Source organism: Actinomadura livida (assembly GCF_014648675.1).
Classification (GTDB): domain Bacteria; phylum Actinomycetota; class Actinomycetes; order Streptosporangiales; family Streptosporangiaceae; genus Spirillospora; species Spirillospora livida.
In genome coordinates this window covers 575,220-591,317 of record NZ_BMRO01000002.1, presented here as the reverse complement: position 1 = coordinate 591,317, position 16,098 = coordinate 575,220, and the positions used below count along the sequence as shown (strand labels likewise).

14 protein-coding genes and 1 tRNA gene are annotated in these 16,098 nt (G+C 74.7%); 7 read left to right on the top strand and 8 right to left on the bottom strand.

Going from position 1 to position 16,098, the window contains the following annotated elements; all coding sequences use genetic code 11:
* The first annotated feature begins 39 nt into the window (after nucleotides 1–39).
* The 3 genes from IEZ03_RS06110 to IEZ03_RS06100 are packed head-to-tail and all read left to right on the top strand — an operon-like array spanning nucleotide 40 to nucleotide 3,204.
* Nucleotides 40–1,176, top strand: a complete 1,137-nt coding sequence (locus IEZ03_RS06110; RefSeq protein ID WP_229808053.1) for a S66 peptidase family protein — start codon at nucleotides 40–42, stop codon at nucleotides 1,174–1,176.
* Nucleotides 1,173–2,063, top strand: coding sequence for a DUF1444 domain-containing protein (locus tag IEZ03_RS06105; protein WP_184884835.1), 891 nt, complete (start codon nucleotides 1,173–1,175; stop codon nucleotides 2,061–2,063). The genes IEZ03_RS06110 and IEZ03_RS06105 overlap by 4 nt, the downstream gene beginning before the upstream one ends.
* Before the next feature lie 13 nt (nucleotides 2,064–2,076).
* On the top strand, nucleotides 2,077–3,204 hold the full coding sequence (locus IEZ03_RS06100) for a glycerate kinase (protein ID WP_184884833.1): 1,128 nt from the start codon (nucleotides 2,077–2,079) through the stop codon (nucleotides 3,202–3,204).
* Nucleotides 3,205–3,211: 7 nt separating this feature from the next.
* Here the strand turns inward: IEZ03_RS06100 and yczE are convergent, their stop codons facing one another.
* Nucleotides 3,212–3,868, bottom strand: a complete 657-nt coding sequence (gene yczE, locus IEZ03_RS06095; RefSeq protein WP_184884831.1) for a membrane protein YczE — start codon at nucleotides 3,866–3,868, stop codon at nucleotides 3,212–3,214.
* A 93-nt stretch (nucleotides 3,869–3,961) separates the two neighbouring features.
* Here yczE and yczR point away from each other — a divergent pair, with 93 nt between their 5' ends.
* Entirely contained in the window at nucleotides 3,962–5,428 is a 1,467-nt protein-coding gene (yczR, locus tag IEZ03_RS06090; protein WP_229808052.1) for a MocR-like transcription factor YczR, read from the top strand.
* A gap of 38 nt (nucleotides 5,429–5,466) precedes the next feature.
* Here yczR and IEZ03_RS06085 read toward each other — a convergent pair whose 3' ends face one another.
* The 5 genes from IEZ03_RS06085 to fdhD all read right to left on the bottom strand — a co-directional run bounded on the left by IEZ03_RS06085 (nucleotide 5,467) and on the right by fdhD (nucleotide 11,340).
* Nucleotides 5,467–5,901, bottom strand: a complete 435-nt coding sequence (locus IEZ03_RS06085) for a CBS domain-containing protein (RefSeq protein WP_184884829.1) — start codon at nucleotides 5,899–5,901, stop codon at nucleotides 5,467–5,469.
* 139 nt (nucleotides 5,902–6,040) lie between these two features.
* Entirely contained in the window at nucleotides 6,041–7,654 is a 1,614-nt protein-coding gene (locus IEZ03_RS06080; protein WP_184884827.1) for a phytoene desaturase family protein, read from the bottom strand.
* A 55-nt stretch (nucleotides 7,655–7,709) separates the two neighbouring features.
* A complete protein-coding gene (locus IEZ03_RS06075) occupies nucleotides 7,710–9,389 on the bottom strand; it encodes an SDR family oxidoreductase (protein WP_184884826.1) in 1,680 nt (559 codons plus the stop codon).
* A 49-nt stretch (nucleotides 9,390–9,438) separates the two neighbouring features.
* Nucleotides 9,439–10,374, bottom strand: a complete 936-nt coding sequence (locus IEZ03_RS06070; protein ID WP_184884823.1) for a metal-dependent hydrolase — start codon at nucleotides 10,372–10,374, stop codon at nucleotides 9,439–9,441.
* 153 nt (nucleotides 10,375–10,527) lie between these two features.
* Nucleotides 10,528–11,340, bottom strand: a complete 813-nt coding sequence (gene fdhD, locus IEZ03_RS06065; protein ID WP_184884821.1) for a formate dehydrogenase accessory sulfurtransferase FdhD — start codon at nucleotides 11,338–11,340, stop codon at nucleotides 10,528–10,530.
* 181 nt (nucleotides 11,341–11,521) lie between these two features.
* Here fdhD and IEZ03_RS06060 point away from each other — a divergent pair, with 181 nt between their 5' ends.
* The gene (locus tag IEZ03_RS06060; RefSeq protein WP_184884820.1) at nucleotides 11,522–11,845 is read left to right on the top strand and encodes a DUF4333 domain-containing protein; all 324 of its coding nucleotides are present in this window, start codon (nucleotides 11,522–11,524) and stop codon (nucleotides 11,843–11,845) included.
* Between the two features lie 162 nt (nucleotides 11,846–12,007).
* Entirely contained in the window at nucleotides 12,008–12,904 is an 897-nt protein-coding gene (locus IEZ03_RS06055; protein WP_184884818.1) for a sulfotransferase family protein, read from the top strand.
* A gap of 59 nt (nucleotides 12,905–12,963) precedes the next feature.
* On the opposite strand, the gene IEZ03_RS06050 is transcribed toward IEZ03_RS06055, so the two are convergent.
* A tRNA-Sec gene (locus tag IEZ03_RS06050) sits at nucleotides 12,964–13,057 on the bottom strand.
* Nucleotides 13,058–13,083: 26 nt separating this feature from the next.
* On the bottom strand, nucleotides 13,084–14,925 hold the full coding sequence (locus IEZ03_RS06045; protein WP_184884816.1) for an AMP-dependent synthetase/ligase: 1,842 nt from the start codon (nucleotides 14,923–14,925) through the stop codon (nucleotides 13,084–13,086).
* 176 nt (nucleotides 14,926–15,101) lie between these two features.
* Here IEZ03_RS06045 and selD point away from each other — a divergent pair, with 176 nt between their 5' ends.
* Nucleotides 15,102–16,091, top strand: a complete 990-nt coding sequence (selD, locus tag IEZ03_RS06040) for a selenide, water dikinase SelD (protein WP_229808051.1) — start codon at nucleotides 15,102–15,104, stop codon at nucleotides 16,089–16,091.
* The last annotated feature ends 7 nt before the right edge of the window (nucleotides 16,092–16,098 follow it).

The following is a 16,098-nucleotide window of genomic DNA, read 5'->3' as shown; positions in this document are numbered from 1 at the left end:
TGACAAGCTCTATCCGTCGCGGTGCGAGGAGGGATCGGGTTGAGAAGCGGGGGCGCCCGCGCGGAGGCGGTCGAAGGGACCGCCGACGCGCCCGCCGTCGGCATGCCCGGCGGACGACCGCGAACGCGACATACCCGCAGGTACGGGCGGTTGCGCCCCGGCGACCGGGTCGCCGTCGTCGCGCCCAGCGGCCCCGCCGCGCCCGCCCGGCTGGAGGCCGGCTGCGCCGTCCTCCGTGACCTCGGTCTTGACGCGGTGGTCGGAAAGCACGCCCTCGACCGTGTCAACCTCGGCGCGCCGGGCCCCGTCCGGGACGGCTGGCACCGGCTCGCCGGAAGCGACGCCGACCGGGCCGCGGACCTGCAGGCCGCCTGGTGCGATCCCCGCGTCCGCGCGGTGGTCTGCGCGCGGGGCGGCTACGGCGCCACCCGCGTCCTGGACCACCTCGACTGGGACGCCCTGCGCGCCGCGTCGGACGAGGCCGCCGGGTCCGCCCGCGGCCCGAAGATCCTGCACGGATCGAGCGACGTCACGGCCCTGCACGCCGCTTTTGGAACGCGCCTAGGCGTCACGACGTCCTTCGGCCCGATGCCCGCCGGGGTGCTCGCCGACCTCGGCCCGGCCCCCGCCGACGCAGACACAAGTGCAGACGCGGGGGAGGGCTCCGCCACACTGGACGGCCTGCGCACCGCGCTGTTCGGCGGCACCGTCGCCCTCCCCGGCACGCACGCGCTGCGGCCGGGCCGCGCCGAAGGACCGCTCACCGGCGGCACCCTGTCGCTCCTGACGGCCCTGCTCGGCACCCCGTACGCGCCGCCGCCCGCCGCCGGCCACATCGTCTTCCTGGAGGACGTGGACGAGGCCCCGTACCGGGTCGACCGCATGCTCGTCCAGCTGCTCCAGTCGGGCCGGCTCGACGCCGCCGCGGGCATCGCCCTCGGCACCTGGCGGAACTGCGGCGACCCCGAAGAGCTCGACTCGGTCTTCGCCGCGCGGCTCGGGCCGCTCGGCGTCCCCGTCCTGGCGGGAGTCCCCGCCGGGCACGGCCCCCACCAGCGCACCCTGGAACTCGGCGCGCCCGCCGTCCTGGACACGGCCGCGGTGACCGGCGGCACGGACGCGGCCGCGCCGGACGCGGCCGCGCTCACCCTCCGAGCGCCGGGAGGTGCACGATGAGCGGCCGGCACGCCCGCCCCGACCCATGGGACGACGGGACACTCGACTCGCTGCTCGTCCTGGTGGCCGAGAGCCTCGGCTACTCCTGCCACCACGCGCCCGGCGAGGTCGTCATCCTGGAGGGCGCCAAGCGGCTGCCGGTCAGTATGCGCGACCTGCGGCAGCTCGCGCGGCTGGTGCCCCGCGACGACTGGCCCGCGCTGGTCTCCGACCACGTCACCACGATCGTCACCGCGATGGAGGAGCCGCTCGACCTCAGCGACTTCGACCTCGCCCAGCACCTGCTGCGCACCCGCATCTACCCGGCCGAGGCCGACAACGGCGTCCTGGCCGCCCGGCCGTTCGCGCCCGGCCTGATCGAGGTCGTGGTCGTCGACACGCCCACGTCGGTCCGGACGGTCAGCACCGAGGAGATGAACGGCTGGCCGGTCTCCGGCGACGCGCTGTTCATGCTCGGCCGCGCCAACGTCCGCGGCGACGGGCCGCTCCAGGTGGACGAGCAGGACCTCGGCGGCGTCCGCGTCTCCGTCCTGCACGGCTGGACGTTCTACGCCGTGACCCACCTGGCCTGGCTGGAGGAGTACCTCTCGATCGGCCCGTACGGCGCGCTGGTCATCGCCCCGAACCGCAGCCTCATCGTCGCCCACCCGCTCCGCCTGAACGAGGGGTGCCCGAGGGCCCGCTACCGCGCCGCGGTGGCCGCGGCCAACGAACTGCAGGCCCAGGCGCACCGCGCCTACGAGGAGGGGCCGGGCTCCCTCAGCCCGCACCTGTACTGGTGGCGGGGCGGGGAGCTGACCTACCTCGAGACCCGCTACGAGGGCGACTCCCTGGTCCTGCCGGAGGAGTTCTCCTCGGTCCTCGCCACGCTGGCCGCGGAACACTGAGCGCGGGCCGCCGGTGCGGGTCGTCGTAGCGCCCGATTCGTTCAAGGGCAGCCTGTCCGCCGCGCAGGTCTGCGCCGCCGTCGCGGAGGGCGTCCGCCGCGCCGTGCCCGGCGCCCGGGTGACCGCGGTGCCGATGGCGGACGGCGGCGAGGGGACCCTGGACTGCTTCCGCACCGCCCGCGCGGGCGAGCTGGTCGAGACGGCCGCCACCGACCCGCTCGGGCGGCCGGTGGCGGCGCGCTACGCGCTTTCCGGCGACGGGCGCTCCGCCGTGGTGGAACTCGCCGCGGCGTCCGGGCTGCCGCTCGTCGCGGACGTCCCGCCCGATCCGCTGCGCGCCGACACCACCGGCACCGGCGAGCTGATCGCGGACGCGGTCCGGCGCGGCGCCCGGGAGGTCCTCGTCGCCGTCGGCGGCAGCGCCAGCACCGACGGCGGCACCGGGCTGCTGCGCGCCCTCGGCGTCCGCTTCCTGGACGCCGCGGGCGCCGAGCTGCCGCCGGGCGGGGCGGCGCTCGCCCGCCTCGCCCGCATCGACGGCTCCCGGCTGCCGCACGCGGTGCGCGCCACCCGCTTCCGGGTGGCCTGCGACGTGACCAGCCCGCTCGTCGGGCCGGCCGGCGCCGCCGCCGTGTTCGGCCCGCAGAAGGGCGCGTCCCCCGCCCAGGTGCGGGAGCTGGACGCCGCCCTCACCGTGTTCGCGGACGTGCTGGCCGCCCACTCGGGCGTCCGGGTCCACGACCTGCCCGGGGCGGGCGCGGCCGGCGGCACCTGCGGCGGCCTCGTGGGCCTCCTCGGCGCCGAGCCGTCCCCCGGCGCGCCCCTGGTGGCCGAGGCCGTCGGCCTTCCCGCCGCCCTCGACGGCGCCGACCTGGTGCTGACCGGGGAGGGGCGGGTGGACGGGCAGAGCGCGGCGGGCAAGGTCGTCTCCGCCGTCGCCGCGCTCGCCGCGGAGCGCGGCGTCCCGTGCGTCGCCCTGGCCGGCGGGGTGGCCGGGCCGCTGGACGAACTGCACGCGCTCGGGCTCACCGCCGCGTTCAGCATCGCCGACGGCCCCCGCGACCTGGCCGGGCTCAAGGCCGGGGCCGCGCCGCTGCTGGCCGCGCTGGCCGAGCAGGCCGTCCGGCTCTTCGCCCGCTGATCCCGGGTCAGGAGCGGCTGGGCTCCGCCTGCGCCGCCGGGCCCGTCTCGGCCGGTGCCGTCTCGGGCGTCGCCTCGGGGGTCCGGGGCCGGATGGTCAGCGCGGGCAGGAAGACGTGCGTGAGCGGGCCGATCGCGACCGCGTACAGGACCGTTCCGACGCCGACCGTTCCGCCGAGCAGCCAGCCGCTGGCGAGCACGGTCAGCTCGATCCCCGTCCGGACCGCCCGGAGCGAGTGGCCCCGCGCGGCGATCCCGGTCATCAGGCCGTCGCGCGGCCCCGGGCCGAGCCCGGCGCCGATGTAGCAGCCGGTGGCGAAGCCGCCGACCAGCACGGCGGTGATCAGGTAGGCCCAGCGCGCGCCGGCCGCCTCCGGCGCGGGCAGCAGCCAGAGGAACAGGTCGGCGAAGACGCCGATGAGCAGGGCGTTGCTGACCGTCCCGATCCCGGGCCGCTGGCGGAGCGGGATCCACGCGAGCATCACCACCGCGCCGGCGATGACGACCCAGGCGCCGATCGACAGGCCGAGGCGGCGCGACAGTCCCTCGTGGAGGACGTCCCAGGGCCCGTTCCCGAGGCCCGACGACACCTGCAGGGCGATCCCGAGCCCGTACAAGGCCAATCCCGCGTAGAGCTGCACCAGGCGGCGCACCATCAAGGCCATTTACCTACTCCTCGCAACGATCGGCCAGCTATCGATCCACTCTGACGGAAAGTGGCCTGGTAATGATAGGTCCAATGTGCGAAAGTGGTTTGCGTGAGCACTCGATATGTGAGCGGGCAGCACCTGGCGCGGCTGGTGGGCGACGTGTCGGGCGAGCGCCCCGTCTACGGCGCGCTGGCCCGGTCGGTGCGCGGCCTCGTCCTCGACGGGCGGCTCGCGCTGCGGACCCGGCTGCCCGCCGAGCGGGACCTGGCCGCCGCCCTCGGCGTCAGCCGGACCACGGTCACCGCCGCCTACGACCGGCTCCGCGACGAGGGCTACATCCAGAGCCGCCAGGGCGCGGGGAGCTGGACGGTGCTGCCCCCGGTGCGGATGTCGTCCGCCGATCCGCGGACCGCGCAGGCGGGCGCGCGCTTCGGCAAGGCGCACCCGCCGCCCGACGACGCCGACTTCATCGACCTCGGCTGCGCCACCCCCGCCGCCCCGGCGATCTTCGGGGAGGCCGTGGCCGCCGCCGTCGACGAGCTGCCCCGCTACAGCTCCGGCCCCGGCTACGAGCCCGCCGGGCTGCTGGGCCTCCGCCGGATCATCGCCGACGGGTACACCGCGCGCGGCGTCCCCACCGGCCCGGACCAGATCGTCGTCACCACCGGCGCGCAGCACGCGTTCACGCTGCTGACGCAGACCCTCATCGAGCCCGGGGACGCCGTCATGATCGAGCGTCCCACCTACCCGCACGCGCTCGGCACGCTGCGGCGCCGCGGCGCCCGGCTCGTCCCCGTCGGCGTCAACGAGGGCTGGGACGTCGAGCTCGCCGCCGGCGCGATGCGGCAGGCGGCCGTCCGGATGGCCTACACGATCCCGGACTTCCAGAACCCCACCGGGCACCTGATGCCGGCCGCCGGCCGCGCCGCGCTCGTGGACGCCGCCCGCCGCGCCGACGCGTTCCTCGTCGCCGACGAGACCTTCGCCGACCTCGCGCACGACCTCGACGCGCCGCGGGAGCCGCCGCTGGCGGCCTTCGACTCCGGCGGGCGGGTCATCACCATCGGCTCGGCGTCGAAGCTGTTCTGGGGCGGCCTGCGGATCGGGTGGATCCGCACGACCGCGCCGCTGGCGCGCCGGCTGGTGCTGGCCCGCGAGCCGTTCGACATGGCGAGCCCGGTGCTGGAGCAGCTGATCGTGCGCGAGCTGCTGCTGCGGGTGGCGGAGGTGCGCACCGAGCGCGCGGAGGGCCTGCTGCGCGGCCGCGACGCGCTCGCGGGGGCGCTGCGCGCGCTGCTGCCCGGCTGGGAGTTCCGGCTGCCCGCGGGCGGCATGTCGCTGTGGGCGCGGCTCGGCGCGCCGATCGCCACCCCGCTCGCCGAGACGGCCGAGCGGCTCGGCCTCCGCGTCGTCGCCGGCCCGGTCTTCGGCGTCGACGGCGTGCTGGAGGACTACGTCCGGCTGCCCTACGTCCTGCCCCCGGAGACGCTGCGCACGGCCGTCGAGCGCCTGGCGCTGGCCCACCGGGAGGCCGAGTCCGCCCCCGCGACCCGGTCCCTCCCCGCCTACGTCTGAGCGCCCTCTGAGCGCTGTCGGAGCGGCGTTCGCGCCGGCTAGGGGGCGCGCTGGATGTAGTCGACCAGGTGCTCGCGCTCGCTCTCGAGCTCGTCGATGGCGCTCTTGACCACGTCGCCGATGCTGACGATGCCGGTGAGCCGCCCGTCCTCGACGACGGGCACGTGCCGGAACCGGTGCTCGGTCATGGCGCGGCGCAGGTCCTCCACCTTGTCGGACGGGCCGCAGCTGCGGACCTCCGCGGTCATGATGTCGGAGACGGGGCGGTCGAGCAGCGCGGCGCCGCGCTCGTGCAGCGACCGCACGACGTCGCGCTCGGAGGCGATGCCGGCGATCGACGTGCCGTCCGGCGAGACCACCGCGGCCCCGATGTTGTGCTCCGCCAGGACGGAGAGCAGCTGCCGCACGGTGGCCTCGGGCCGCACCGTGGCCACCGCGTCTCCCTTCCTCCGCAGGATGTCGCGAATCCGCATTCGTCACGCTCCGGTGCCGGTTCGGGTGCCCGGGGGGCGACGCCCGCCGGGGGCGGGCCGGTCGCCGGGCTTTCTGCAAAGGTCGCACGTTCCGGCGCCGGGGAAAACCCCGCGGCGGTAAACCTCGCGGTTGGAGAGGCTACGGCGCGAGCAGGCGGCCGAGGGCGCCGAGGGCGGGCGTCAGCAGGCGGCCCGCGGGGGAGGCGTGGGCCAGTGCGGCGCGGGCGGCGTTCGCGCCGCACGCGCCGTGCACGCCGCCGCCCGGATGGGCGGACGCGGACGCCAGGTACAGGCCGGCGACCGGGGTCTCGGCGCGGCCGAGGCCGGGCACGGGCCGGAACACGAGCTGCTGGTGGAGCATCGCGGTGCCGCCGTTGAGGGCGCCGTTCCGCAGGTTGGCGTCGTGCTCCCGGAACGCGGGCGGGGCGGTGATCCGGCGGTCGGCGATCAAGGAGCGGAAGCCCGGGGCCAGACGCTCCAGGGCGTCCTTCAGGCGCGCGGCCATGGCGGCCCGTTCGCGCTCGTCCCAGATGCCGGTGATGCCGTCCGGCCCCGCGTCGGCCTTCACCCGCTGGGGGACGTGCGTGTAGGCCCAGGCCGATTCGGTGCCGGCGGGGGAGCGGGACGGGTCCGCGGTCGTGAGCTGCCCGAGGATCGCGAACGGCTCGGCCGGGACGCGGCCGGTGGCGAGCTGCGCGCTGTAGTCGCTCATCGCGTCCATGCCGGGGGAGAGGTGGACGGTCCCGGCACGGGCAGCGCCGGGCGACGCCCAGGGGATCGGGCCCGACAGCGCCCAGTCGACCTTGAACGTGGCGTGGTCCCAGTCGAAGCGGTCCATGTCCGCGCGGAGCGTGCCGGGCAGGTCCTGCCAGCCGACCAGCCCGCCGTAGAGGAGGGGCGCCGCCACGTCCGCCAGCACCGCCCGGGTCGCGCGCACCGGCTCGCCCGACGCGGTGCGGACGCCGAGCGCCCGGCCGCCGCGGACGACGACCGACGCGACCGGGGCGCCGCAGCGGACCCGCCCGCCCCGGGACTCCAGCCGCCGCACCAGCGCCGCCGTCAGCTCGCCCGCGCCGCCCTCGGCCACCGGCCAGCCGTACCGCTGCCCGATCATGGCGAGCAGCCAGCCGAACAGCGCCCCGCCCGCCGTCTCCGGGGCCATGTCGGTGTGCAGCGCCCCGCCGGCGAGCATCACCGGGCCGCCCGGCCCGGTGAACTCGTGCTCGCCGAACGTGCGCGCGGGCGACAGCAGCGAGCGCAGGACGCGGAGCCCGCCCGCGCGCCGCGCCGCCGCGGCCAGCGGGAGCGCGCCGCGGACGGGCGGGAACGGTGTGAGCAGGGCGTGCAGGAGCGGGTCCCCCAGCTCGTCCCAGAGCCTGCAGAGGCGCAGCCACGCCTCACCGTCGCCCTGCGCGAACGCGTCGAGCCCGGCGGCGGTCGCGTCCCGGTCGCGTTCGAGGACGGCGCACCGCCCGTCCGGCAGCGGGTGCGCGAGGACGGCGGGCGCGTGCCGCCAGCGCAGCCCGTGCCGTTCGAGGCCGAGGGCGCGCATGGCGGGGGACGCGACACCGAGGGGGTAGAACGCGCTGCACACGTCGCTGACGTAGTCCGGGTGGACGCCCCGGTCGCTGCGCACGGCCCCGCCCGGTTCGGGCTGCGCTTCGAGGACCACCACGTCCCAGCCGGCGTCGGCCAGCACGTTCGCGGCGACGAGCCCGTTGGGCCCCGCTCCGATGACCACGGCCTCCGCCATGGGGCACCGTCCCTCCCGGTGGGCGACGCCCTACGGGTACCCGGGACGGCGGTGTTCAGCCCCGGCGGGCCAGCAGGCGCACGATGCGCGGGCACACGCGGTAGGCCGCCCGGCGCAGCCTCGCCCCGGCCGTGACCGGCACGACGGCCCGGTCGGCGCGGACCGCGGCGACGATCCGCTTCGCGACCTCGTCCGGGCCGGGCCCGCGCCCGGCGCCGCCGCCGGGCACGCAGACGGCGCTGACCCCGATGCCCTTGCCCTTCAGCTCGGCGCGCAGGCATTCGGACAGCATCAGCGCGGCCGCATCGCCGGTGGCGGCGGCGGGCAGCGCGCGCGACGGCGCGAACGCGGCGGCGGACAGGGTGTTGACGATGTGGCCGCCCTGCTTGCGCTCCGCCATCTGCGCGGCGAACAGCCGCGAGCCGTGGATGACGCCCCAGAGATCGACGTCCAGGGCCGCCTTCCAGTCCTCGGCGGAGTGGTCGAAGAACGCCCCGGCCGTGGGGGCGCCCGCGTTGTTGACGACGACGTCCGGCACCCCGTGCTCGTGCAGCACCGACTTGGCGAAGTCCTCCATGGCGGCGGGGTCGGTCACGTCCACCGTGTAGGCGTGCCCCGCCGGGCCGAGCAGCCCGGCGAGTTCCGCGGTCCGCTGCGCGGCGGCCGGGGCGATGTCGGCGGCGACGACCTCGGCGCCGCGCTCGGCGAACGCCAGCGCGGTCGCGCGACCGGTGCCGCCGCCCGCGCCGGTGACGACGACGAGCGAGCCGTCGAAGGCGCGCCGCCCCTCGGCCACCCTGGCCCCGCGCAGCGCGCGGGACTCGGCCGCGGAGAGCGGGCCGCCCTGGACGCCGGTGACGTGCTCGCCGATCCAGCGAGCGACGGCGTCCGGATGGCTGCGGGGCACCCAGTGGCCGGCGGCTACGGGCCGGACCGACAGGTTCGGCACGCGGCCGGCGAGCCCTCCCACCAGGTGCGGTGAGACGAACAGGTCCCGGGTGGGGACGATGACCTGCGTCGGCACGTCCGTCCGCCGGTCGAGCGGCCCGCGCAGCCGCCGCAGCATGTTCGCCCGGTACAGCCCGGTCCCGGACGCGCCGTCGCGCGCCAGGCTCTCGGCCGGATGCCCGGGACGGGCGGGGACGCCCTCACCCCGCTCCAGCGCGCGGGTGAACACCCGGGAGAACCCGGCCCGCCACATCAGTTCCGGCAGCAGCGGCGTCTGGAAGACGTAGATGTACCAGGACCGCGCCGCCTGCCCGGCCGCCCGCCGGAGGTTCGACGGCGCAGGACGGGTGAGGTTGCGGCGCATCCAGTGCCCCACATGGTCCAGGCACGGCCCGGAGATCGAGGTGAAGGAGGCGAAGCGGTCCGGCATCGTGCAGACCGCCTCCCACGACTGGATGGAGCCCCAGTCGTGCCCGACCAGGTGCACCTTGCGTTCGGGCGCGGTGGCGTCCAGCACGGCCTGCATGTCGCCCATCAGGTACTCGAACATGTAGCGCCGACGCCCGGCCGGCCTGGAGGACGCTCCGGCGCCGCGCACGTCGTACCGGACGACGTGGAACCGCTCGGCGAGCCGCTCGGCGACCTCGTCCCAGACGGCATGGGTGTCGGGGTAGCCGTGGACGAGCAGGACGGTCGGGCGCGACCGGTCGCCCTGCTCGTAGACGGCGAGGTCGACGCCGTCGCCGCGGACCCGCCGCCGGATGACGGGGGACGCCGGGGGTGTCATGTCGTTGTGTCTCTGGAGGGGCTAGGGGGTGAGGGGAGTCTAGAGGACTCTAGTAGGGGTCGTAACCCGCCGCCCTCGCGGCGGGGGACTGCATCAGGTACTCCAGCGCCCGCGGCGTCGAGCAGACCTTGGACGGGTGGTGGCCCGGCCGGAGGTAGACGGGCGCCTCACCGAGCAGCAGCCGGACGATGCCGGGGACGTGCCCCAGCCGCACGGACCGCCGGTACGACCGGTACACGCGCAGCGGCGTGACCCTCTTCTTGATCGTGGGGTCCTGCTTGAGCAGGTACAGGGACCCGCCGATCAGCGCCCAGTACAGGAAGAACAGCGACACCACCCAGGCGGCCACGCGGGTGAGGTAGCCGCCGCCGACCGCCTTGTACACGTCGAACACGACCGACCGGTGCTCGACCTCCTCCGCGCCGTGCCAGCGCAGCAGGTCCAGCATCGTCGGGTCGACCCCGGCCTTCTCGAACCTGTCGTTGTCCATGATCCACTGGCCGAGGACGGCGGTGTAGTGCTCGATCGAGGCGACCGCGGCCAGTTCGAAGCGCAGCCGGCGCCGCCACACCCGCGGGTTCTTCTCCTTCAGCGCCGCCATCTGCGCTGGCCGGTCCGCGTTGCCCTTGGCCGCCGCGTCGGTGATCTTGGAGACGTCGATCCCGTTGGCCTCCAGGATCTGGTCGAGGACGCCCTGGTGGGAGCGGGCGTGCACCATCTCCTGCCCGATGAAGCCCTTGATCTCCTCCAGGAGCCGCTCGTCCTTGATGTAGGGGCGGGCGTCCTTGACGCACTGGATGAACCACTTCTCGCCCTCGGGCAGGACGATGTGGAACGAGTTGATGATGTGGGTGGCGACCGGGTCGCCGGGCACCCAGTGCAGCGGCGTCTCCGACCAGTCGAAGGACACGCGCCGAGGCTTGATCGGCGGATGGCGCTCGTCGATCCCGGACGCCGGTCCGCCGCCTGTCAGGGGCCTCGTCATCCCGTCCCTCGCTTCCGCATGCCGGCGCGCGGCGCGGGGGCGCGCACGCGTGTGTCCATTGGTGGACGAGTCAACTGGAGTGGGCCGCAGGTTTCTTGAGAAGGACCCAACAAGTTACCGTCTGGTTTTCGCCCCGTGATGACAAGTGGGCGCTTATGGGGCGAGGCGCTCGGCTCCCGTGTAGACGTTCATCGTCTCACCCCGCAGGAACCCGACGAGCGTCATTCCCGCGTCCTCGGCGAGATCGACCGCGAGCGACGACGGCGCGGAGACCGCCGCCAGCACCGGCACGCCCGCCGTCATCGCCTTCTGCGTCAGCTCGAACGACGCGCGCCCGCTCACCATCAGGACCGTCCCGGCGAGCGGCAGCCGCCCCTGGCGCAGCGCCCACCCGATCACCTTGTCGACCGCGTTGTGCCGGCCCACGTCCTCCCGCAGCGCCAGCAGCTCGCCGCCGGCGTCGAACAGGCCCGCCGCGTGCAGGCCGCCCGTCCGGTCGAAGACCCGCTGGGCCTTGCGCAGCCGGCCGGGGAGCGCCGCGAGGACGCCGGGGGTGAGTCGCACCGGATCGGCGCCCACCTCGTAGGGCCGGTCGGCGCGCAGCGCCTCCACGCTGGACTTCCCGCAGACCCCGCACGCGCTCGTCGTGGTGAAAGCCCTGGTCATGGAGTCGTCGGGTGGCGGCACTCCCGGCGCGAGCGCGACGTCCAGCGTGTTCTGCTCCGCGGTGTCGGCGCAGTAGCGCATCGTCGCCAGGTCGTCCGCGCTCCCGATGACGCCCTCGGCAGCCAGGAAGCCGGCGACGAGGTCGAAATCGTGCCCCGGCGTCCGCATGGTGATCGTGAGGGGCTTGCCCGCGACGCGGATCTCCAGCGGCTCCTCGACCGCGAGCGTGTCCGGGCGGCGCCCGCGCGACCCGGAGGTACTCAGCCGCAGCACGGGCCTGCGCACGGTGATCCGCCCCATGGCGTGAACGTACCCGGGAAACCGGGCGGTAACGAAAAGTTCTCTCCGAAACGTCCTGATTTGTGTCCCCTTTTTCTCGGGACCGGGCACCCTGGTCCGGGCCCGCCCGGGAGATCGATCATCAGAGTGCATCAGGCGGCCCACGGGGGGACGCCGCTGGCACACAGGAGTGAAGACACCGATGCGCAAGTTCCTTGTCCTGCCCGTCCTGCTCGGTGGCCTCGTGCTCTCCACCGCCGGATGCGAGGTCTCCAAGACCGTCGAGGTCAGCAAGACCGTCTCCGCGGCCAAGGTCGAGGAGCAGCTCGACGCCAAGTTCGGCCCGCCGTTCGACGACGCCGGCATCGGCCCGGCCACCAGCGAGTGCCCGGAGAGCCTCAAGGGCGAGGTCGGCGCCACGCTCGAGTGCACCGTCCGCGACGCCACGGGCCGCGAGTACCGCATGATCGTGACCGTGACCTCCGTCGAAGGGGACCAGGTCAACTTCACGATGAAGGAGGCGTAGCGGCGCCGCCGGCCGGGCGAGGGGGAGCCCGGCCGGCGCCCCGGGCGGGTGAACGGGGTTCAGCTGGGAACCGGGAGGTGTATGGGCCTCCTGGCGAGGAACCGTCTAGATTTGGGTCCTTACCCCTTCCGCCCAGCAGAGAGTGGTATCCGGCACCCCATCATGAGCACGTCACCAGGGAAGAAGAACCAGGTCGCAACCGGACTCAAGCGCCGAGGGACCCTCCTCGCGGCGGCCCTGCGGCCGCCGGGCCGCGCGCAGGGGCCGGAGGGGGCGTCCGACGCGCCCCCGGGCGAGGACGAGGCGGGCGCGATCGTCCCCTCGAAGGTTCCCCGGATCGTGGAGTCGCCGGTCTTCGTCCTGTGCTCGGTGCGTTCGGGCTCGACGCTGCTCCGCGTGCTCCTCAACAGCCACTCGAAGATCCGCGCCCCGCACGAGCTCCACCTGCGCCACCTCAAGGTGAAGCCGGGCCGCGAGTTCACCTACGACATCATGGGCGAACTGGGGCTGGACGTCCGCGAGCTGCAGTACATGCTCTGGGACAACGTCCTCTCGTACGAGCTCCAGCGCAGCGGCAAGACGCAGATCGTGGAGAAGACGCCGTCCAACGCCCTGATCTGGCGCCGGCTGGCCGCCGCGTGGCCGGAGGCGCGCTACCTCTTCCTGCTCCGCCACCCCGCCTCGATCGTCGAGTCGGTCCTGGCCAGGCGCAAGGGCTCGGTCCCGGAGACGGTCGTCCCGGAGATCCTCCGCTACGCCGAGCACATCGAGGAGGCCAGGAACGCGCTCTCCGGCCTCACCGTCCGGTACGAGGAGCTGACGGCCGAGCCCGAGCGCGTGACCACGGAGATCTGCTCCTACCTCGGCGTGGAGTGGGAGCCGGGGATGCTGGACTACGGCCGGCTCAGCCACGGCCCCTACCGCGCCGCCTTCGGCGACTGGGGCGCGAAGCTCAAGTCCGGCGAGATCCAGCCGGCCCGCCCGCTGCCGCCCGCCGACGATGTCCCGCCCGAGCTGCGGGAGATCGCCCGCGCCTGGGACTACGTCGGCGCCCGGTGACCGCGCGGACGTGAGGACGCCGGGCCCGGGCCGTGACGGCCCGGGCCCGGCGGAGGCCCGCGGAGGCGTACGGGAATCGAACCCGCCGTCCCGAGATCCTCGGGACCATCGGCTTTGAAGGCCGGGGAGGCCACCAGGCACTCGCACGCCTCCGCCGACGATCTTAGCCGTCGCCGGTCTCAGCCCTGGTAGAGGTCCTCGATGGCCGCGGAGTACTTGGTGTGGACGACGCGCCGCTTGAGCTTGAGGGTCGGGGTGAGCTCCTCGCTCTCGGCGGTCCACTCGGCGGGCAGCAGGCGCCACTTCTTCACCTGCTGGACGCGGGCGAGGCGGGCGTTGGCGTCCTCGACGGCCTTGGCGACCTCCTCCAGGACGAGGGGATTGTCGGCGAGGGCGGCCAGGTCGGTGGTGTCGACGCCGTGGGCGGCCGCCCAGACGGGGGCGACCTCGCCGTCGAGGGTGATGAGCGCGACGACGTAGGGGCGCCGGTCGCCGAAGGCGAGGGCCTGGCCGATGAGCGGGTGCTCCTTCAGATGGTTCTCGATCATGGACGGGGCGATGTTCTCGCCGCCGGCGGTGATGATGAGCTCCTTCTTGCGGTCGACGATCTTGAGGAAGCCGTCGTCGTCGAGGCGGCCGACGTCGCCGGTGTGCACCCAGCCGCCGGAGTCGATCAGCTCGGCGGTCGCCTCCGGGCGGCCCAGGTAGCCGGGCGTGCAGGTGCGGCCGCGGACGAGGATCTCGCCGTCCTCGGCGAGCTTCAGCTCCACGCCGGCGAAGGGGCGGCCGACCGTGCCGAGCTTGAAGGAGTCGGCGAGGTTGGCGGTGATGGCGCCGGTGGTCTCCGTCATCCCGTAGGCGTCGAAGATCTTCAGGCCGAGGCCCGCGAAGAACCGGGCGACGTCGACGGGCAGCGGGGCGGCGGCGCTGGACGCCTGCATCACGCGGTCCAGGCCGAGCATGGCCCGCATCGGGGTGAGCACCGCCGCGTCGGCCTTCTCGAACGCGGCGGTGATCTCGGGGGTGGGCGTGTTGCCGAACTCCTGGGCCTGCACGTAGGCGCGCCCGGCGTCGAGGGCGGCGGCGACGGCCTGCTTCTTGGCCTGGTCCTGCTCGGCCGACAGGACCGCCTGGATGCCCGCCATGATCTTCTCCCAGACGCGGGGCACGCCGAAGAACGAGTGCGGCCGGACCTGGGGAAGGATCGAGGTGAGCTGGGCGGGGTCGGGGCAGAAGTGGATGTGGGAGGCGAGCCCCACCGGCAGGTAGTAGCTGAGGACGCGGTCGGCGATGTGCGCGAACGGCAGGTAGGAGACGCCGGCCGGGTGGTCGGGCAGCACCGAGCTGCGCTTCACCATCGCGCCCTCGTGCAGCACCATCGAGTGCGTGATGAGGACGCCCTTGGGGTCGCCCGTCGTGCCGGACGTGTAGAGCAGGGTGACGGTGTCCTCGGGCTTGACGGCCTGCCAGCGACGGTCGATGGCGGCCGGGTCCGCGGCGAGCTCCCCGCGGCCGAGCTCCGTGAGCGCGTCCCAGGTCATGAAGCGGTCGCCCGCGGGGCAGTCGGCCGCCTCCACGACGATGACCTTGCGCAGCTCGGGGAGGCGGTCCAGGACCGGCTCCCAGCGGTCGAGCTGGTCCCTGCCGTCGAGGACGGCGTACTTCGCGGAGCAGTCGCCGGCGACGAACGCGATCTGGTCCGGCGCGAGGGTGGCGTACACCGTGGTGGGGATGCCGCCGGCGTGCACGGCGCCGAGGTCGGCCAGGATGTGCTCGGAGCGGTTCGGCATCATCAGCGCGACCACGTCGCCCGCCTGGAGGCCGAGGGCGGCGAAGCCCGCGGCCGTCTCCAGCGCGCGGGTGCGGGTGGCGGCCCATGTCAGCGTCTTCCACTCGCCGTCGACGCGGTCGGAGTAGGCCGGCAGGTCGCCGTGCCGCTCGGCGGTCTCGGCGAGGCCGGTGCAGATCGTCTGTCCCGCGAGGGCCTGATCGAGTTCGGCCCGGTCTTCCTGGATCCCCATGTCGCCCCTACTAGTAAGTGATGACTTGCAGAGTCAGATCGCACCATGCCGAACACCGTTCGGACAAGTCTTTCCGGGATTTCGGGGCTGGTCGGAGAGCGATCCGGGCCGTGGGTGACCACCCGGCCACTGTCCGTTTCTTGATCATTTGCGATGGTTGTGCGTTAAATCATGCGGTGACTCGCCTCGCCCCCGTCGCCCGCCTCACGCAGTACGCGCACGGCGGTGGCTGCGCGTCCAAGATCCCCCCGGCGGAGCTGGAGCGGCTGGTGACCGGCCTCACCGGCGGCGACGCGCTCGTGCTGGGCGGCCCGGACGGCGACGACGCCGCCGTGGTGCGGATCGAGGGCGGCCGCGCGGTGGTCTCCACCGCGGACTTCTCCACCCCCGTCGTCGACGACGCCTACGACTGGGGCCGCATCGCCGCGGCGAACGCGCTGTCGGACGTCTACGCGGTCGGCGGCACGCCGGTGATGGCCCTCAACCTGCTCGGCTGGCCGAGCGACGCGCTGCCCGCCGAGCTGGCCCGCGAGGTCCTGCGCGGCGGGCGGGACCAGGCCGCGCTCGCGGGCTGCGCCATCGCGGGCGGGCACAGCGTCGACGACCCCGAGCCCAAGTACGGCCTCGCCGTGACCGGCGTCGCCGACCCGGGCCGGCTGCTGCGGCTGGACGCCGCGCGCCCCGGCCTCCCGCTGTCGCTGACCAAGCCGCTCGGCGTCGGCGTCCTCAACGCCCGCCACAAGACCACCGGCGAGTCCTTCCCGCACGCGGTGGAGACGATGACCGCGCTCAACGCCGACGCCGGCCTCGCCGCCCTGGAGCGCGGCGTCGCCTGCGCGACGGACGTGACCGGTTTCGGGCTGCTCGGCCACCTCTACAAGCTCGCGCGGGCGAGCGGCGTCACGGCCGTCGTGAACGCCTCCGCCGTGCCGTACCTGGACGGGGCGCCGGCCGCCGTGCGCGACGGCTTCGTCCCCGGCGGGTCGCGGCGCAACCTCGCGTGGGTCACCCCGCACACCGACTTCCGCCGGATCGGCGAGGAGGAGCGGCTGCTGCTCGCCGACGCGCAGATCTCCGGCGGCCTGCTGATCGCCGGCGAGATCCCCGGCGCGCGCGTCATCGGCGAGCTGGTCCCGCCGGGGCGCCGCACGCTGGTCGTGAGCTGACCCACGC